This is a genomic window from Tahibacter amnicola (assembly GCF_025398735.1).
Taxonomy (GTDB): domain Bacteria; phylum Pseudomonadota; class Gammaproteobacteria; order Xanthomonadales; family Rhodanobacteraceae; genus Tahibacter; species Tahibacter amnicola.
Genome location: NZ_CP104694.1, coordinates 3,562,622 through 3,581,403, shown reverse-complemented (window position 1 = coordinate 3,581,403; position 18,782 = coordinate 3,562,622). Strand labels below are relative to the sequence as shown.

The 18,782-nt window shown below is 68.1% G+C and carries 7 protein-coding genes; 2 read left to right on the top strand and 5 right to left on the bottom strand.

The window, feature by feature from the left end:
* Window positions 1-75: 75 nt before the first annotated feature.
* Genes N4264_RS14415 through N4264_RS14405 form a run of 3 tightly spaced genes read right to left on the bottom strand, consistent with a single transcriptional unit; the run spans window position 76 to window position 13,813 of the window.
* A complete protein-coding gene (locus tag N4264_RS14415) occupies window positions 76-6,231 on the bottom strand; it encodes a beta-ketoacyl synthase N-terminal-like domain-containing protein (RefSeq protein ID WP_261692948.1) in 6,156 nt (2,051 codons plus the stop codon).
* The gene (locus N4264_RS14410) at window positions 6,228-12,185 is read right to left on the bottom strand and encodes a type I polyketide synthase (protein WP_261692947.1); all 5,958 of its coding nucleotides are present in this window, start codon (window positions 12,183-12,185) and stop codon (window positions 6,228-6,230) included. Before N4264_RS14410 ends, N4264_RS14415 begins: the two co-directional genes overlap by 4 nt.
* Window positions 12,182-13,813, bottom strand: a complete 1,632-nt coding sequence (locus N4264_RS14405; protein WP_261692946.1) for a PfaD family polyunsaturated fatty acid/polyketide biosynthesis protein — start codon at window positions 13,811-13,813, stop codon at window positions 12,182-12,184. The genes N4264_RS14410 and N4264_RS14405 overlap by 4 nt, the downstream gene beginning before the upstream one ends.
* Window positions 13,814-14,021: 208 nt before the next feature.
* On the opposite strand from N4264_RS14405, the gene N4264_RS14400 reads away from it, so the two are divergent.
* Entirely contained in the window at window positions 14,022-14,612 is a 591-nt protein-coding gene (locus N4264_RS14400; protein WP_261692945.1) for a TetR/AcrR family transcriptional regulator, read from the top strand.
* 39 nt (window positions 14,613-14,651) lie between these two features.
* Here the strand turns inward: N4264_RS14400 and N4264_RS14395 are convergent, their stop codons facing one another.
* Complete coding sequence (locus N4264_RS14395; RefSeq protein ID WP_261692944.1) at window positions 14,652-15,149, bottom strand: hypothetical protein; 498 nt, start codon at window positions 15,147-15,149, stop codon at window positions 14,652-14,654.
* An 11-nt stretch (window positions 15,150-15,160) separates the two neighbouring features.
* The gene (locus N4264_RS14390; protein ID WP_261692943.1) at window positions 15,161-15,724 is read right to left on the bottom strand and encodes a GNAT family N-acetyltransferase; all 564 of its coding nucleotides are present in this window, start codon (window positions 15,722-15,724) and stop codon (window positions 15,161-15,163) included.
* Between the two features lie 359 nt (window positions 15,725-16,083).
* On the opposite strand from N4264_RS14390, the gene N4264_RS14385 reads away from it, so the two are divergent.
* Window positions 16,084-18,657 carry a TonB-dependent receptor plug domain-containing protein gene (locus N4264_RS14385; RefSeq protein ID WP_261692942.1) on the top strand — a complete coding sequence of 858 codons (2,574 nt, stop codon included), beginning with the start codon at window positions 16,084-16,086 and terminating at the stop codon, window positions 18,655-18,657.
* Window positions 18,658-18,782: the final 125 nt, after the last annotated feature.

The window sequence follows — 18,782 nt, the reverse complement described above, 5'->3', positions numbered from 1 at the left end:
AGCCCGGGCAAGTCCCGGGCTCTTTTCACGGGAACACGGATGCACATCGTTGGCTCCGCGTCGCGATGCGTGGATTCATCGCCGGTCGCAAAGCCGGACACCGATCCCACTGGCCTCATAAATCCGCTCGCCGTCGACCCACAGGCTCGCTGTGGCGATGGCGTAGTCGGTACAGTGTTCAGTCACCTCCAGGGTGATCACCACTTCGCCGTGATGCGGCAGCACCTGTCCGCGGTATTTCCACGTGTGCTCGCGTCCGAGTAGCGGCGCCACAGCGCCCGCTGACGTACGGTGCGTCGTGAGCAGCCACAGCTCCAGCGTCTGGATCATCGCCTGCACACCGAGGGAACCGGGTTGCACGGGATCCTGGAAGAAGTGGGCCTTGAAGAACCATTCGCCGGCATCGACCCGCTTGCGTGCGCGAATAGCGTCGGGCCAGACGGCGTCGATGCGGTCGATCATGCGCAGCATCGAGGTATCGTCGAGCGCATGCGCGGCGTTCGATTCGCGGTGCAGCAGCGATTCGTGCCGTTCGTTGCGCGGCAGGCCAGCCTGCGCGGCAAGTGCGGCGCGGGGGAAGAAGCCGAACACGGTCTTGAGCGCATAGACCTCGCGCGCAGCGACAGAGCAGCGTACGTCGAACGCGACGATGATCATGCCGCCCGAGGCGGAGACTGATGTGAGTGTGGCTTCGGTGCTGAGCGTCTCGCCACCACGCAATTCCGTGTGCTGGGTGCCGCGGCCGTCGAGGTTGCGGAAGCGGAGTTCTTCGTCGCTGGCCAGGGCGCAGCCGGCCCAGCTCGACAACCAGCCACACGGTTGCAGCGCGGCCTCCTGCAATACGGCGAAGGGCACGACACCGGCGGTGTCGAGAAACCAGGCGTCGCGCGGCACGTCGAATTCGGCGACGACGCGGGCGCCGGCGCGCGTGTCGCCCTGCTTGCCGTCGACGCCGGCGATGCGGCTCATGCACAGGTACGGCGGGGCCGGCAGGCGCGGTGCGCGTAAGGTGCCGTCGAAACGTTCGTACATCGGTCCGAACGCGCGCGACGGGCGGCCGAGCGCCGAGGCGAGCAGGCCATCGCTGTCCGCGGCCGGGAAATCCGGCACCAGGTGCAGCGCAAGGCGCCGCGCGTGGAAGGCCTTCAGCCCGTCGACCGTGCACAGCAGGTCGGCCCAGATGGTTGGCACCGGTCCTGCAACGATCTCTTCGACGAACACCTCGGTCACCAGCAGTTTCGAACCCGGAATCACCTGGCCGCGGCACTGCAGCTTGTAGGCGAGTTCGGGCACGGGCTCGAAGCGTGCGCCATCGTGCTCGAGCGTGTAGCCGCAGGCGGCGAGATGGAACGCGAGCGCCTGCAGGCAGCCTTCCAGCATCAGCGTGCCGGGCATGCACGGGTCGTTCTTGAAATGCCCGTCGAAGAACCAGCGCGATGGATCGATGTCGAGCTCGGCCTTCAGGTACCCGCGTCCCCAGGGACCGCCACGCGGCTCGCAGGCGGTCACGCGGTCAAGCAGCAGCATGTCGCCCGATTGAATCCGTGGGCTGCGCGTATGGGTGCGCGCGAATTCGAAGCCGGCGCCGAAGCACGCGTAGGTGTCGCCGTTCGCGAAGGCCTCGAGCGCGGCGCGATCAAAACCCGGGCGTGTGCTCACCGCGCGTGGCGGATCCAGGCGCGGATGGGCGACGATCTCCTGCCCTTCGGGTGTCCACAGGCAACCGGCGGAACCCGCGAGCTCGGCGTCGGTGAAGAATCCGGCCTGGCCGTTTCTGACGGTCAGTTGCTTCCGACTGCCGTTCATGCAGTCGTAGTGGAAGAACATCAGGCGCACATCACCCTGGGCGGCGTGGCCGTCGAGGTGAATATCGAAGGTGATCGTTTCCCCTTCGCGTGGCAACTCGCCGTGGTAGGTGAGCTCGCAACCGAGCAGGCGGTAGACACGCTCGCTGCGATTGAGCGCATCGACGCCGAGGTAGGAGATCAGCATCAGGTCGGCCTGCCCCGCCTCCACCATCACGCCGCCGGGCATGCGGCCCTGGTGCAGGTACCAGGGTTCGGCGCCGATATCGGTCTGCGTGGTGATCGAGCCCTTGCCCATGCTCATCGGCTCGGCATTCAGCGCGGTGACGCGGTCGGCCAGCAGCAACGGCGGACGCGGCATGCGCACCTGGCGTGCGAAGCCGTCCTGCGCGGCGAACGGCGCGCCGAAGATCTGCGAGATATTGCCGTCGGCGTGGACCATCAGATCTTCGCGGGTGAAGCGCACGGGGCGCGCTGTTGTCCCTGCGGAAGTGGCTGGGCCCCTGCTCGGCTCTTGTGTCTCAACGGTTGAGACGCTGTGCCCGTGCGTCTGCGGGAATGGAGGCGATCCGGTCGCGAGCGGATTCGTGCCCTGTCGCCCGGCGCGGAGCAGCGCCTCGGTCGCTTTGCCCTGCAGGGCCAGAAACTGGGCGTGCGCGCTGGTCTGGGCCTGGGTGAAGGCCTGCTGTGCCGCGGCCAGGCGCGCGAGCTCGGCACGGATGCCGTCGAGCGCAGGATGTGTCGCACGCGCCAGCGCCGGTGCGCTGGCCGGCAGCATGGCGACAGCGGCCTCGGGCATCGCGCGTTCGGCGACCGCCGTTGCGACAATGGCCGTTTCAAGAATCGCCGGCAGCCGTGGCGCGGGTTCCATCGTTTGCAACGCCTCCTTACGCGGCGGCAGGCAGACGGGCGGCGGGTGCGCGTCGAAGCGACGCGGACGCTTCGGTTCACTGCGTGGTACCGGTGCGAGCGCGGCTTCCAGTGCCGCGTGATTCACGGCCACTCCGGCGGCAAGCAGCGCCGCGGTGGCGCCGAGCACGGTTTCGATGCCGTCGCCCTGGCGATCGAGGCTCACCACGAGCGCTTCGCGTTCACCAAGCACGTGACGGATGGCGCGGCCGAAGGTGCCGCCCGGGCCGTGTTCGACGAACACGCGCACGCCGTCGTTCCAGGCGTTCTCGACCAGGGTCCGGATATCGATCGTGTCGACCGCCTGCGCGAGGATGGCTTGCGCACAGGCCTCGGTGTCCGGCGTGTAGGGGCGGCCGCTCGCCGTGCTGTAGATACGCCCGCGGCGCGGCGCCGAGGTCACACGGCGGTGTACGTCGAGCCACGCCCGCTCGACGCCGCGCAGCTCAGGCACGTGCACGACGAGCGAATAGTCCAGGTGCAGGCAACGCGCCGCACCGATGCGTTCGACGACGCGGGCGCACTGGGCCGCAGCACCGGCGATAAGACAGCTTGCGTCATCGTTGATGATGGCGATGCGCACGCGGTCCAGGCCTTCGAGCGCGCGGTGCACCTCATCGAGCGGCGCGGCGATGGTCCAGCATTCCCACGCGACACCCGGGCTGGCGGCCGGTTCGCCCCACGCGCGGGCAAGCACGTCGAAGCGGCCAGCCAGCTCGCGTTCGAGCAACCCCGACGCTTCCATGGCGTCCATCAGCGCGTCGGGATCATTCCAGACTCCCGCTGCAATCAGCGCGTTCGTCTCGCCCGACGAGTAGCCCAGCCACGCGTCGGCCTGGAGACCAAGCAGGCCTTCGCTCAAGGCCAGGTGCAGCTGCGACAACGCCGAGGAACCGCACAGCTGCTGGAACACGCCCGGCGCTGTGTTGCCCGCCGCGAAGGACCATTCCAGTGCCGTCGCAAGGCGCTGGCTGCGCGTGCGCAGGCGCTCGTGCAGGTGCGGCAGATGCAGCAGCAGGTCGCGGCCCATGCCGCGATACGACGCGCCTGCACCGGCAAACGCGAAGGCGATTTCGCCGCCGATCGGCCGCGCGCGGAAGAACACGCCGCGGCCAGCAGGCGCGCCCGCTTCCAGATGCGCGATGGCTCGGGTGCGCACCGCCTCGAGCGAGGCGCCGGTCGCGACGAGCACGCAGCGCGCCGGGCCATCCAGGCCGCGACGATCGTGCCTCAACGCGTCGATCACCGACGCTTTGTCCGGCCCGGCAAAACAGTGCAGCTGCGCGACAGCGCATTCGGCACGGCGTGGATGTTCCGAGGCTTCGCGGAGCGTTGCCACACCGCGTGGCTCCGCGCAGAGCCAGGGGTTGCCGTCGAGATCGCGCCGGTGGTGCAAGGCGAGCGCAGCGGCGGCGGTTTCCACCAGGCCAAATGCGGCCTGCGCATAGCCGAATCGCGCCTGCAGGCGCGTAGCCAACGGCGACGGTGTCACCCCGGTCGTGACCGACGTCGTTGCGACCTCGTCGTCGTCCACCAGGGCATACACCCGGTCGCCATCACGCACCGCGTCGTCGAGCCGCTTGAGTACCAGCGCCACTGCCGCGTCGCCGGGCGCTTCCCCACTCGCCGCACGTTGCACCGCTTCGCACGCGAGATCGACCGCGCCGACGATCGCGGCGTCGAGCTCGCCGCAGGCGAGCCCCCGCGCCGCAACGCGCAGGGCGTGCGTCCCGGACGTGGCACCGCCCTGCAGCGTGAAGGACGGGCCACACAGATCGAACTGCGAGCTCAGGCGGTTGGCGGGGATGTTGGGCATCGAACCCAGCACGGCCGCGGCCTCCAGCGCAGGTACCAGCGTGGCGCGTGCGCGTGCCGACCAGTCGTCGTCACGGCCGTTTGTGAGGCGCCAGCGCGCGCCGTGGCGGGCGATTTCCGGATCGGGCTCCATGCCGATCAGCGCTGCGCTGCGTTCGCGCGGCAGTGGCGTCGTCTCCGCCAGCGCTTCACGGGCCGCGGCGAGCAGCGCCAGTTGCTGCGGCAGTGCCTGCTCAAGGTCACGCGGTGGAAAACGCAGACCGTCCATATCCAGCTCGAACGATTCCATGCGGCCGTCGCGCGGCGCACGGTCGTCAAACAGCGCACGTGTAAACGCCGCGCGGTCGGGCGCGTCGGCGATCTTCACGCCGATGCCGACAATGGCCACCGGGCAAGCAGCGGCCGCGGCTGGCCGGCTGCCGATGCCGGCGTCGTCTTCCGAAACAATCAGATGTGCGTTGTTGCCGCCGAAGCCGAAGGCGGAGATCGCCGCGACGCGCGGGCCGTCACTTGTCCACGGCTCGGCTTCGCGCAACAGGCGGAACGGTGTCTGCTCCAGGGCAGGATTGGCTTCATCGCAATGCAAGGTCGGCGGTCGCACACCCGCGCGCATCGCTTCGAGCACCTTGATAAGGCCCGCGGCACCCGCGACGGTGATGAGGTGGCCGAGGTTCGACTTGAGCGAGCCGACCGGCACGTCCTGCGATTCCTCGAACACGCGGGCGCTGCTGCGCAACTCCGTCGCGTCGCCGACCGGCGTGCCGGTGGCGTGGCATTCCAGCAGCGATACCTGCCGGGGCGTGATACCGGCGATCGCGTAGGCCGCACTGATCGCCCTCGCCTGCCCCTCCTCGCTTGGCGCCAGGAACCCTTTGCCGCGACCATCGTTCGATAGCCCGACGCCGCGGATCACACCATGGATCGTGTCGCCATCGCGGCGCGCGTCGGCCAGGCGCTTCAATGCCAGAAACGCCGCACCTTCGGCCGGCACCAGGCCATCGGCATCGCGATGAAACGGGCGCGAGCGTCCGGACTTGCTGAGTGCGCCGAGCGCACAGAATCCAATGTGGAGAAAGAGGTCATCGGCGCGCTGCACCGCGCCGGCGAGCATCACATCCGCACGGCCGTCGTGCAGCGCATCGCAGGCCAGCTTGATCGCATACAGCGACGATGCGCACGCGGCATCGAGGCAGAAGCTGCCGGCATCGAGCGCCAAGGCCCGTTCCAGCATCGCCGCCGTACCGCCGCTCATGAAGCGGTTGCGGGGATCGACGTCGCCCTCGCCGGTCCACACCTGCTCGCAGAACGCAGCCATGGACGCGGTCGGGAAACCGAGATTGCCGAAGATCGCACCAACGCGGCCCGTCGCAGGGGTTTCGCGCAGCGCTTCGCGGGCGCAGTGCAACGTCCAGTGCACCAGGGGATCCAGCCCCGCGAGTTCGGCAGCGGGAACCGCGAAGCCGTCGGGGTTCCAGATCGCCTCGAAGCCTTCCACGTAGCCGCCGCGATCCGACCAGGCGCGGTCCTGCTGCGGCGCTTCGGGTGCACACAACGCGTGCTCGGGCGCAAGGCGCCAGCGATCCGCGGGCACGCGCGTGACCAGGTCGCGTCCGTTGACGACCGCGTCCCACAGCGCGGCCGGGCTCAACGCGCCTGGCAACACGCAGGCACGCCCGACGATGGCGACGGGTTCGAACGTCACGTTGGCAGCGCGTGGTTCTGCACGCCGAGCATTTCGGCGTAGCGCCTGCCGCTCTGGTCGGTCAGCACGATATCTGTCGTGGTGTCGCTGGTACCCACTTTGCGCATGTAGGCGGTGGCCGTGATAGGGCCCACGATCGGCTCGGCGCCGAAGTGCCGCAGCTCGGCAATCGCGGTCGGCAGCGTCTGGCCGCCGAGCATGCGCCGGCCGTGCAGCGCGGCGATCTGCAGGCCACCATCCAGTGCCGCGACGTCGAGCGCCCAGCGCTCGCCGTTCCAGCCCGCGGCGTCGACACCGCGCACGGTGGCACCGATGCCCTCGTCGGAGATGCCGTGCACCTGGTCGATCAGCTCGAACTGTTTGCGATGGAACAGCAAGTCGGGATAGATGCTTTCGCCGCTCCACTTGTCCAGGGCGATCCCGGGCGCTTCGCGCCGGGCCTTCGGCGGCTCCGGCAACAGTTCCGCGCGGGCGGTGTAGTTCAGGGCGCCGCGCGCGTCGCGCACGGTCATCAGGAGCTGCGCGCCGCGTTCGCTCGGCAGCGGGGTCGCCTCGATGCGGCAGCGATCGCCGCCGTTATCGAATCCACCGAGCCGGATGCCCTTGAGCACCTTGAGTTCGTGCAGACTGGCCAGCGCCAGGCCCGGCCGGAAGCTGCGCGCCGCGCGCGCCATCCACTCGGCGACGAGGACGACCGGCACCACCGGCGTCCCCTTCACCGCGTGCCCTTCCAGGAAGGCGTGGCTGGCCCGCGAGACCACGAGTTCCACGCCCTGCACGCGCGCCTCGGCGCCGTCCATCAGCAGCGCTTCGCCGCGCGGCTCGCCGCCGAGCACGAGCTCGATATCGGCGGCCCGCGCATCACGCATTTCGTCGGCGAACATACGGGCGCCGGCTTCGAGGGGAATCATCGGCACGCCGAGTTCGGCAAAGCGCGCCTTCAGCGCGGGCGTGACCATGCCGCCTTCCCACGGGCCCCAGCCCAGCGACTTCGCGCGCAGGCCCGGGCGCCGGCGCGCCTCGGCCGCGACGACCTTGGCCAGCACTTCGTTGGCCATCGCGTAATCGCTCTGCCCGGTGTTGCCGCAGCGCGCCGACACCGAGGAGAAAACGCACAGCGACTTCAGCGGATCGGCCGCGGTCGCGGCCAGCAAGGCACGCAGCCCGCCGACCTTGGTGCCGAACACGAGGTCGAACTGCGCCAGCGTCTTGTCGACGATACGGCGGTCGGCGAGCACACCGGCGGCGTGCACGACACCGGCAATCGGTCCCCAGTCGCTGCGCACGCGCTCCAGCGTCGCGGCAAGCGCGGTGGCATCGTCGACCGCGACCGACTCGTAGCGTGCCTGGGCGCCTTGGGCCTGGAGCGCCGCCACCGTCGCGCGGATCTCGCGTGCACCGAGAATGCGGTCGACTTCCCGCGACAATTCGTTCGGCGTGAGCGACGCGCCGCGCGCGAGCACGATGCGCTTCAACGAGGCTTCGTCGGTGACGCCGGCGCAATCGGCCGGTTCCTCGCCCAGCGGCGTGCGTCCGAGCAGCACGAAGCGCGCCTTGCACTGCTTGGCCCACTCCACGATGCACCCCGCCGTCACACCGCGCGCGCCGCCCGAAACGACGATGACGTCACCGGCATTGATCGCGGAGACCGACGGACGCACCGCGCGCGGGACGCTCTGCAGCGTGAAACGACCGCCGGCGGCCGGCAATGCCACTTCGATCTCGCCGCCGCCGCGCAGGAGCTCGCCGGCAATGGCTTCGGCGACGGCCGCCTCGTCACGCGTGCCGCGCTCCACGTCGATCGATTTCAACGTCGCACGCGGCCATTCCAGCGCCGCGGTCTTGACCAGTGCAGGCAGGCCTGCGAGCCAGGCGCGGCGGGAGTCGGCATTACGCAGGCCGAAGTGACCGCCGGTATCCTGTACGGTCACGAAGAGCGCGTCGTCGACACGGGCCAGCTGCTGCGCGACGACAAATGCCTCGCGGTTGACTGCGATGGCCTCGGCCTCGTCCTCCACGCCACGCAGGCCGCCCAGGTAGATGCAGCGCCTGGCATCATCGGGCAACACCTCGACAGTGCGCGCCTCAACGCCGTGGCGGCGCAGCGAGGTCGCGAGGGCGGTGTCCAGGCCGGCAGCCCCGAAGACGTAGACGGGCTCGCCGTCGATGAGTCCCGGCAGGGCAAAACCGGCCGCCGGCGCGGGCATGAGCTCAAGCACGAAACGGCCAAGCTCGGCGCGACGCATCGGTTTGGCTTTTGGCGCTTCGGCGCCCGGCGCGGCTGCGGTCGGGGCTGCACCGAGGTAGGCCACGATGTCGGCCAGCGTGTGCAACGCCGACGGGCGCGCCCGGTCTTTTGCGATGCCAGGCACACGCTCGGTCATCGCCGAGAGGATCTCCACGCGTTTGATCGAGTCGATGCCCAGATCCGCTTCGATATCCATCGCCAGGTTCAGCATCTCGACCGGATAACCCGTCTTCTCGGCGACGACGCTGAGCAGGATCGCCGCAATATCATCGGGAGCCGCGGCAGGCTGCGCGACAGGCGTGTTCGCCACAGGTCCACCCTGCAGGTATTCGGCGATCTGCCGCAGCGTGTGCATGCCGCTGAGCTTCGCCCGGTCAGCCTTTACGACGACCGCGCCCTGCGCTTGCACGGCAGAAAGAATTTCGACGCGCTTGATCGAATCGACGCCGAGGTCGGATTCCAGATCCATGTCGAGGTTGATCATCTCCGCCGGATAGCCGGTTTTCTCGGCGACGACGGCCAGGAGGAGCGCAGCGAGGTCGGTGCCGGACGCTGGCGCGGCAGGCGCAGGAGCGACGACAGGCGCCACGGCAACGACGGGGACCGGTGTTGCAACGGGTGAAAACGCAGGCATCGCGACCGGCATCGGCGCAGCGGGAAGCGGCAGCGGCGCGGCGATCTGCGCAGGCACCGATGCGACGGGGCTCGCCACTGTCGCGGGGGGCGCTGCACCGAGCAGCGCCGTCAGGCCGTTGATCGCGCTCTCGGCCAGCTTGAGGTACTGGGTGTGACTGTCGCTCAGCGCGCGCTGGTAGGCCGCATGCGCGTTCGCAGTCTGCTGCTGCGCTTCCTGGAACGCGGCGAGCCAGGCCGGCGACAGCGGCGGTTCTTCTTTCACGGTGCGTACCTCGACAACGGGTGCGGATGCCGCACGCGGTGGATTGGGGGCAGGTAGAAGCGACGGATCCGCCGGCGGATAGGGCTTGCCGACGTTGGTGCCGCTGATCGGGATGCCGTGTTTGTGGGGCGCAGGCGACGCCGGCACGCGCACGTCGGCGAACAAGGCCGACACCCGGGTCAGGTGGCCCGCGGCGACCAGCTGCGCGAGGCCCGCCAGCAGTGGCTCCAGATCGGACTTGCCCTTGCGATCCAGCGCGATGACGCGATGCGCGCGTGCACCGAGGATTGCGCCGACGAGCCCCTTGAGCACCGTGCCGGGGCCGACTTCGACGAAGCAGCGCGCACCCGCGGCGTACATCGCTTCGATCGTTTCCACGAAGCGCACCGGTTGCGCGATCTGCTGCGCGAGGACCGCACCGACGTCACCGGCGTACGGTGCTGCGTGCGCGTTCGCATACACCGGCATGCGTGGTGCGGCGAAGTCGATGGTGGCGAGGAACTCGCCGAACGGCGCGCAGGCCGGTGCGACCTGGGCAGAATGGAATGCAGCGGCTACCGGCAGGCGCCTGGCCGCCATGCCCTGTGTCTCCAGCGCAGCGATCGCATCGAGCGGCCCCGACACGACGACTTGCTCGGGCGCATTGTGATTGGCGATGGCGAGCGACGGACCGATCAGCTCGCGCGCACGCTCGATCGAGCATGCTAACGCGCACATCGCGCCACTGCCGCCCGCCGCAGCGTCGCGCATGAGCTCGCCGCGACGGCGCGCAATGCGTAACGCGTCGGCCTCAGTCACGACTCCCGCCGCATGCAGGGCAATGATCTCGCCGAAGCTGTGGCCAGCAGCCATCGCGCCCGCGACGCCCAGCTCGCGCAACACGGCGAGCAGCGCCATCGACGCTAGGCCGAGCGCAGGCTGCGCGTTTTCAGTAGGCAGGAGCGCGTCACCCGACGGACCGAACGCGATGGCGTGGATACCCAGATCGGCAGCGCGATCCCATACTCCGCGCGCCGCATCGAATTGCATCGCCGCGGCAACGCCCATGCCGGCGTACTGGCTGCCCTGCCCCGGAAACAACAGCGCGAGCGCGCCATCGGGCGCGCCCACGCCATAGCTGGTCCCGTCAGGAAGCTGGAACGACTGCGCAGGTTCGGCCGCGATCTTCGTGTGCGCGTGGGCGAGCCGTGCGTCGAGGTCGGTGATGCTATTGGCGACGACCGCGAGGCGGACGGCGGCGGCGTGGTCGAACGCATCGCGCGAGGTGCGCGCGATCGCTGACAACGGCATGTTGTTGGCGCAGGACTGCCGCAGCCGCGCGATCTGCTCGCGCATGGCCTCGGCGCTTGCCGCACTGACTGCGAGCAGCTCGTGCGACTGCGTTGCGAGCCGCTCCGCGCGCGGCGCCGATCCCACGTATTCCTCGAGCGCGAGGTGGAAATTGGAACCACCGAAACCGAAGGCGCTGACCGCCGCACGCCGGGGGTGCGACGCGCCGCGGATCCACGGCCGCGCGGACGTATTGAGATAGAACGGGCTTTGCGACAGCGCGAGCGCCGGATTGGGCGTGTCCGCCTTGATGGTCGGTGGCAGCACCTTGTGGTGCAGCGCCATCACCGCCTTGAAGAGGCCCGCGGCACCCGCGGCCGCCTTGGTATGGCCGATCTGGCTTTTCACCGATCCGAGCGCGCACCACTGTGTGCGCTCGGCGTCTGCTTCGGCGTAGACACTGCGCAGACCTTCGAACTCGGCGCTATCGCCGGCCTTGGTGCCGGTGCCGTGCGCCTCGACGAGCTCGACGGTGTCCGGGCCGAAGCCCGCTTGCGCGTAGGCACGGCGCAGCGCGACCGCCTGCCCCGCCGACACCGGTGCGTACACCGACTTCGCGCGGCCATCCGACGAGGTACCAACACCACGCAACACGGCGTAGATGCGGTCGCCGTCACGTTCGGCGTCAGCCAGGCGCTTCAACGCGACCATGCCGAGTCCCTCGCCCAGCATCGTTCCGTCGGCCTGGTCCGAGAACGGCCGGCAGTCTCCACTGGGCGACAAGGCCGGCGTCTTGGAGAAACACATGTACATGAAGATGTCGTTGAGCGTGTCGACGCCACCGCTGATCACGAGATCCGAATCGCCCAGCTGCAGCTCGTTGACCGCCATCTGGATCGCGGAAAAGCTCGACGCGCACGCCGCATCGGTCACGCAGTTGGTGCCACCCAGGCCAAGGCGGTTGGCGATCCGCCCCGCGACGACGTTGCCGAGCAGGCCGGGGAATGATGCTTCCTGCCAAGGCACGTACTGCGCGGCAATGCGCTCGCAGGCAGCCTGCACCTCGTCTTCGGGCAGCCCTGTTTCGCGTAGCGCCTTCTGCCAGACCGGGCGTTGCAGACGCGACACCAGCGAGAACAGCAGCTCCTGCGCGCTGGTGACGCCCAGGATCACCGAGATGCGCGAGCGATCCATCGTCTCGAACTGTTCGCGCGCGGCATCTTCCAGCACCGCGCGCGCCGCGATCAGCGCGAGCAGCTGCGAGGTGTCGGTGGCGGGAATCGTGGACGGCGGAATGCCCCATCCGAGCGCGTCGAAATCCATCGGCGCTAGAAAACCGCCGCGGCGCGCGTAGGTTTTGTCCGGCGCAGAGGGATCGGCGTCGTAGTAGTCGTCAATGCGCCAGTGCGTCGACGGCACGTCGGTCAACAGATCCTTGCCGGCGAGAATGTCGCGCCAGAAGCCGTTCGCGTCGTGCGAGCCGGGAAAGATCGCACTCACGCCGACGATGGCGATCGGCTGGCGCTGCGGGGAGCTCATGCGAGGGGCCTCGGACGGAAATCGAACGCGGACGACGGAATCGGCAAACCGAAGGTGCGCAGCTGTTGCGCGCGGGTCAGCACCGCGGCGCCTTCGAGCAGATTGAGTGCGACCTGCACCGCGGTGCGCCGGGCGGGCGCTTCGAGGAAGCTGCCGGCAACCCAGGTGTTGAATGCGCCCATCGCAGGGCCGCACCAGATCTGGTAATCCGTCAGCCGCTCGGTCACGCCGTCAATCGCCCAGCGGCTGGAGAGACCCAGGTAGGAACGGAACACCAACGCCATGCGGTGCTTGGGATCGGACTCGGCGCGGGTTACCTGGGACGGATCGCGCGAGGACCAGAATGCGCGCGTGGAGGCCCAGGCTTCCTCGAAGCTGGCGCGCAGCATCTCTTTCTCGATCTTCGCACGCTCCGCCGCCGGAACGGCTTCCAGCGAGGGATACGCGCGGTAGATCTCGTAGAGCTTCCGGGCGCGGATCGCGAACAACGTGCCGCGACGCAGCACCTGCACGTCAACGCCCATCTCGAACATGTCGGCCGCCGGCGCCATGATCACGTCGGCCATCGAAGCCTGCGCCAGCATCGCCCGTGCGCCGGCGCCAAGGCCGGATTCCACGCACGCCTGGTTTACCGAACCCGTCTGCACGTAGGCCGCCCCGAGCGCGAAGGCCGACGCGAGCGCGCCGGGTGTGCCGAGGCCGCCCGCCGCACCCACGCGGATCGGTCGCGCGTAGCGCTGCCCGGCCACGATGCGATCACGCAGCGTCAGGATGGTCGGCAGCAGCACGGCCAGTGGACGGTTGTCGGTGTGGCCGCCGGAATCCGCCTCGCACGTGATGTCTTCGGCCAGCGGCACGCGTGCGGCGAGATCGGCTTCGGCGCGGGTGAGCGCGTTGCGCGCGACCAGCTCGTCGAGGATCGCGACCGGCATCGGTGCCATGAAGTGCTTCGCCACTTCCTCGCGGGAGATCTTCGCCAGCACGCGATGGCGACGCTGGATGGTCCCGCTGCCGTCGACAGTGAGACCACTCGCCGCATAGCGCACGATCGCTGGCGTCAGGCCCATGAAGGCCGAGGCTTCCACGCAACGCACGCCGCGCCGGATGAGGAGGTCTGCGACCGCGTCTTCGACGGCGGGCTCACCGGGGCTGTGGATGAGGTTCACACCCCAGGGCATGCCGCGCGGATCCAGCTCCCGGGCCAGTTCGTCGACCGCAGCCTCCACGCGGGCCAGCGACAGGCCTGCGGCGCCGAAGAAGCCGAGGCACCCCGCGCGCGCCATTTCGGTCACGAGCCGGGTGGTGGCGATGCCGTTGGCCATGGCGCCGGCGACATAGGGGAAGCGCGTGCCGTGCGTCTCGCTGAAGGTGCGGTCGCCGAGCCATTCGGGATACAGCGGCGGCAGCAGACCCAGCACCGGCCAGCAGTTGCTGTCGCCCGCGGCGACCAGCGTGCCGTCGATGCCTACGCCGAGCCGTCCGTCACGGTCGTCGCGGACGACGACCGCCGTGTGACGCACCTGGGCGCAGGCGCCCGCCAGGTCAGCCGGCGCAAACGCGGGCGCTGCGCCGCGCCAGTGCGCCGGCGCGTGGGGGGCAATCGTCGGGACACTAGCCAAAACTGGCACCCAGTGGCACTTTAGGGGACCGACGTTATAGCCCTGCTGGAGCGGAAATGCCACCTTGTCGGCCGGATCACGGGAAATACGCCCGTCCCACCCGATCGGAATGCGCGGGGCTCGGCTGCGCCGCGCCGCCCTGCGGCGGCCATGCCCCGCTGTCACGCCGCACGCCATACATCTTTCGTCATGGCTTCGCGACGCAGGCACTTTTCCGGTGACCCGGTCCACGCGCTCCGCCAAGAAGGCCGCCGTCCGCCAGGCGCTGATCGCTGCCGCGAATCGCCGCTTCCACAGCCACGGTTTCGCGCAGACGACCATCGACGAGATCTGCGCCGACGCCGGCGTGAGCCGCCGCACTTTCTTCCGCTATTTCGAGAACAAGGAAGCGCTCGCCTTTCCCCACCGGACTGAGCGCCTCGAGCGCTTCCTCGCACTGCTCGACGGAGCGGACCACTCACCCAACCCCGTCGACGGCCTGCGCGCGATCTGCGAAACCTTCGCGGACGAATATTCCGCCAACCGCGCGCAGATCCTCGCGCAGCAGCGCCTGGTCGACTCCGAACCCGCACTCGCCGCGCGCGAACACGAAATCGACCGCGATTGGGAAACAGCAATGGCCGCCACCTTCCGCCGCCGCTTCGGCCCCGGCGCCGCCTCCGAGCGCCGCGCCCGCCTGATGGCCGGCGCCGCCATCGGTGTCATCCGCGCGACGATGCGCTACTGGTATGAGAAGGATGGACAGCCGGATCTTGCGAAGCTCGGGCAGGAGGCGCTGGATGGGTTGGAGCGAGGGTTTTTGACCTGACCGTTGCCAGGTCCGACCACTCGGGATGCGCGCAGATATTCACCGCGCGGGGTTGGACGGTGGCGTGACGGTGTAGCCAGCGTGCTCCAGCACCGATCGACACAGCGTCAGGAAGTCCCGTAGTGCCAAGTCATGCTTGGCGTCGTTGGTGCGCCACGCGCAGATGCGAAAGCTCACCGACGTCGCATCTGCCAGGAAGTGATCGACTGTTGGCAACAGCGCAAAAGTGGCCTTGTATTTGTGGCGCCCGGCCTTCGATTCGGCGTTGTCATAAGTGCTGATCAAGCGCCAGTCAAGCAGCTCGCCTGTATAGACGTCCTTGCCCGCGGACGCGCATACCGCTTTGTGGATCTCATTCTTGTAGTGCGGGACCGCGCAGGTATAGCCACGACCGCGATCACGCCTGGCATGCGCCCTCGCCTTGTGACGCAGCCAGCGCCTGTAGGCACTCTCCGAAACCACGCCCTCCAGGAAGTCGGGAAAGCCCATACACGATCCCTGGCCTCGCGCGTGCAGTGATGATTTGAGCAGACCCATTTTCCGCTCGTTCAACGCCAATCCCACACGACCACTTCCCACATCTCGTCGGCTGCGGGATCACGGTACACGTGCAAGGTCTCGAATCCGACACGCTGGTGCGCGCGCATCGAACGGGTGTTGCGTTGCGAAATCTCGGTGAGGACGAAGTCGAACTGGGGTGCGTAGGCGTCGCGCAGTTTGTGATAGACGCCGTCGAATACGCCCTGCCCGCGGAACGCGCGTGCCACGCAGACCTGGCCCATGACGAACCAGCGCGGGTTGCCGGCCAGTGGCTCGCCACGCCATTCGAGGCGGTCGAACAGCGAGAACATGGGTTCCAGTATGGGCACGGCATGGCGGAACTGCTGCGCCATCATGAGGCAGTAGCCGGCGAGCACGTCGCCGGAGACCGCGATCGCCGACGGGTAGGCACGGTTCATGGCATGAAGGACCGAGGGCTCGTGGCGCACGCTGGTGAAGCCTTCGCGCTGCGCGGTTTCCGGGTCGACGGTGTCGCGGTGGTTCTCGGCCTGCAGCGCGAGGATCTGTTCGACGTCATGGGGAGCGCGGACGAGGGTGTATTCGACGGTCATGAGCTCGAAAGGCAAAAGGGTGTAGGTGAAGGGAGAGTACGGGACACTGCCGCTCCCGGTGGCTTGGCTCCGCCCCTCCGCGGGTCTTCGGCCGAGCCCGTCTGACGTCTTTAAGCGGGTCTTTCGTTGCGCGTCAAGTGCGCGCCGGCACGCCCCGGCTTGTGCAGTGCAACATGTAAATCTTGGGACGTCCTTGCCAAATCCCGCCTACGGTCCAAGCCGCCAGGGCGCTGGGGTTGCCGAATTTGCCGACAGGGGTCACGCTCTGTTAAAAACGTGTGATCGGGCGGGGGCCCGGCAGTCCTGGCGGGCGTACAGCGTCTGCCGACCAACCATGTCGTCTCGGAAGGGAGCATCAGATGAAGCATTCAAAGCGCGTATTCGCAATGAATAGTCTCGCGGTCGGAGTGAGAGTGGCACTCGGTAGCCTCGCCCTGGTCCTCAGTACCGCCGCGCTCGCGCAGCAGGCGCCATCGTCGGACGACGAAGAGGCCACGCTCGAAACGATTTCGGTGCTCGGCACCCGTGGTACCGGCCGTACGGCCACCGATTCTGCGGTGCCGATCGACATCATCAACGCCGAAGAGCTGCACAACCAGGGCTCCCCGGACGTACTCGACGCACTCAAGGTGCTGGTACCCTCCTTTAATGTCAGCACGATTCCGATCGACGACGCCGCGTCGCTGATCCGCCCCGCAAACCTGCGTGGCCTGCCGCCGGACAACACGTTGATCCTCGTCAACGGCAAGCGGCGCCACCGCTCCGCGGTCATCACCTTCCTTGGTCACGGTCTGTCGGATGGTTCGCAGGGCGTCGACATCTCGGTGTTCCCGTCGCTGGCGCTCGACCAGGTCGAAGTGCTGCGTGACGGCGCGGCCGCGCAGTACGGCTCCGACGCTATCGCGGGCGTCATCAACTTTGGCCTCAAGCGTCTGAGCGAAGGCGGCCAGGTTGAGATCTTTGGCGGCGAACACTACGAAGGCGACGGCTTCACCACGCAGGTCGACGGCCAGATCGGATTCCCGCTTGGTCCGGACGGTTTCGCGACGCTGACGGCCGAATGGCGCGAATCCGATCCGACCTCCCGCAGCGTGCAGCGCGATGACGCTGCCGCCGCCGCGGCCGCAGGCTATCCGAACGTTCCGAACCCGGCGCAGATCTGGGGTTCGCCGGAAGTCAAAGACGACCAGAAGTTCGTCGGCAACTTCGGCTGGAAGGGCGAGAACATCGAGCTCTACGGCTTCGGCAATGTCTCCCGCCGCGACACGGACGGCGGCTTCTACTACCGCAACCCGACGGCCCGCGCTGGCGTGTACTCTAACGACGGCGGCCAGACGCTGCTGGTCGGCTCGCTGAGCGGCAACACCACCTGCCCGACGATCGCGCTGCGCGATGCGGCCGGCAACCTCATCCCCTACGCAACCGTTTCCGGCCAGGTCGCGGCACTGCCGAGCGACTGCTTCACCTTCCTCAAGGTCTTCACCGGCGGCTTCACGCCGCGCTTTGGCGGTGAGATGAAAGACCTGGGCTTCACCGGGGGAATCAAGGGCCGCTGGGGCGACTGGCACTGGGATTTCAGCGGCACGTACGGCAACAACGAAATCGAATTCTTCATGTACAACACGGTGAACGCGTCGCTCGGACCGAACCAGCCGGCGGGATTCCTCTTCCGCCCGGGTTCGAACGAACAGACCGAGCACATGTTCAACTTCGACATCACCCGGGCGTTTGATCGCGTCAACCTCGCGCTCGGCACCGAGTTCCGCAGCGAAGAGTTCCGCATCGGCGCGGGTGACGCCGCCTCCACCGCGATCGGTCCGCTGACGCAGCAGGGCTTCAGCATCGGCTCGAACGGCTTCCCGGGCTTCAATCCGCAGACGGCCGGCGAATGGTCGCGCGACAGCTGGGCGGTCTATGCCGACCTTGAGTCGCAGGTCACCGACCAGTTCCTCATTGCGGGCGCGGTGCGCTACGAAGATTACGAGGACTTCGGCAGCACTTCGAACTGGAAGCTGACGGGCCGCTACGACTTCACCGACACCTTCGCCATCCGCGGCGCCCTCAGCACGGGCTTCCGTGCGCCGACCCCGGGCCAGGCGAACGTGAGCCAGATCACCACGGCTTTCATCGACGGTGAGCTTCGCGACACCGCGACGCTGCCGCCGACGAACGCGATCGCCGCGTTCTATGGTGCCGAACCGCTGACGCCGGAAGAGTCGGAAAACTTCTCGTTCGGCCTGGTCTGGAACAACGGTCCGTGGAACCTCACGGCTGACTACTACCACATCAAGGTCGACGATCGCATCGCGCGCAGTACCGACTTCACGATCACCGAGGCCGACCGCGCCGCGCTCATTGCCGCCGGTGTCGTCCAGGCCGCGTCGATCAGCCGCGTCGGCTTCTTCGTCAACGACTTCGACACCACCACCCGCGGCATCGACCTTGTCGCGAGCGTCGACACCGACCACTTTGGCGGTGAAACCAACTACGCTGCTGCGTTCAACTGGAACGATACCGAAGTGAACAAGTTCACGCCCGGCATCATCAGCGAAGCGCGCATCAAGAAGCTCGAAGAGTCGCTGCCGAGCACCAAGGGCTACTTCACGGTCCACCACCACCGCGAGGCGTGGGACCTGCTGGTGCGCCTCAACTACTTCGGTTCCTGGTACGAAGATCACCTCGACAGCGACGTGGTCCGGATCGAAGACGGTGGCCTGCCGATCTATGAGGACAGCGCAGTCACGGTCGATATCGAAACCGGCTGGAAGTGGGATTCGGGCCTCTTCGTCCGCGTCGGCGCCCAGAACGTGTTCGACAAGACGCCGGACAACAACCCGTGGGGCGCTGCAGTTGCCGGTGCGCAGTATCCGGTGCACTCGCCGTACGGCTTCGGCGGCGGTTTCTACTACGCGCGCCTGGGCTGGAAGTTCTAAGTAGTCCGTATCGTCCTGGTGAACGCGGTAGTCCGCGTTCACCAGGATCGTTGGAAACGGAAGTTGCCGCCCGGATGCGACTGCAGGCCGTGGCGGTAGCTCCACAAGGCGGCAGGTCCGGTTAC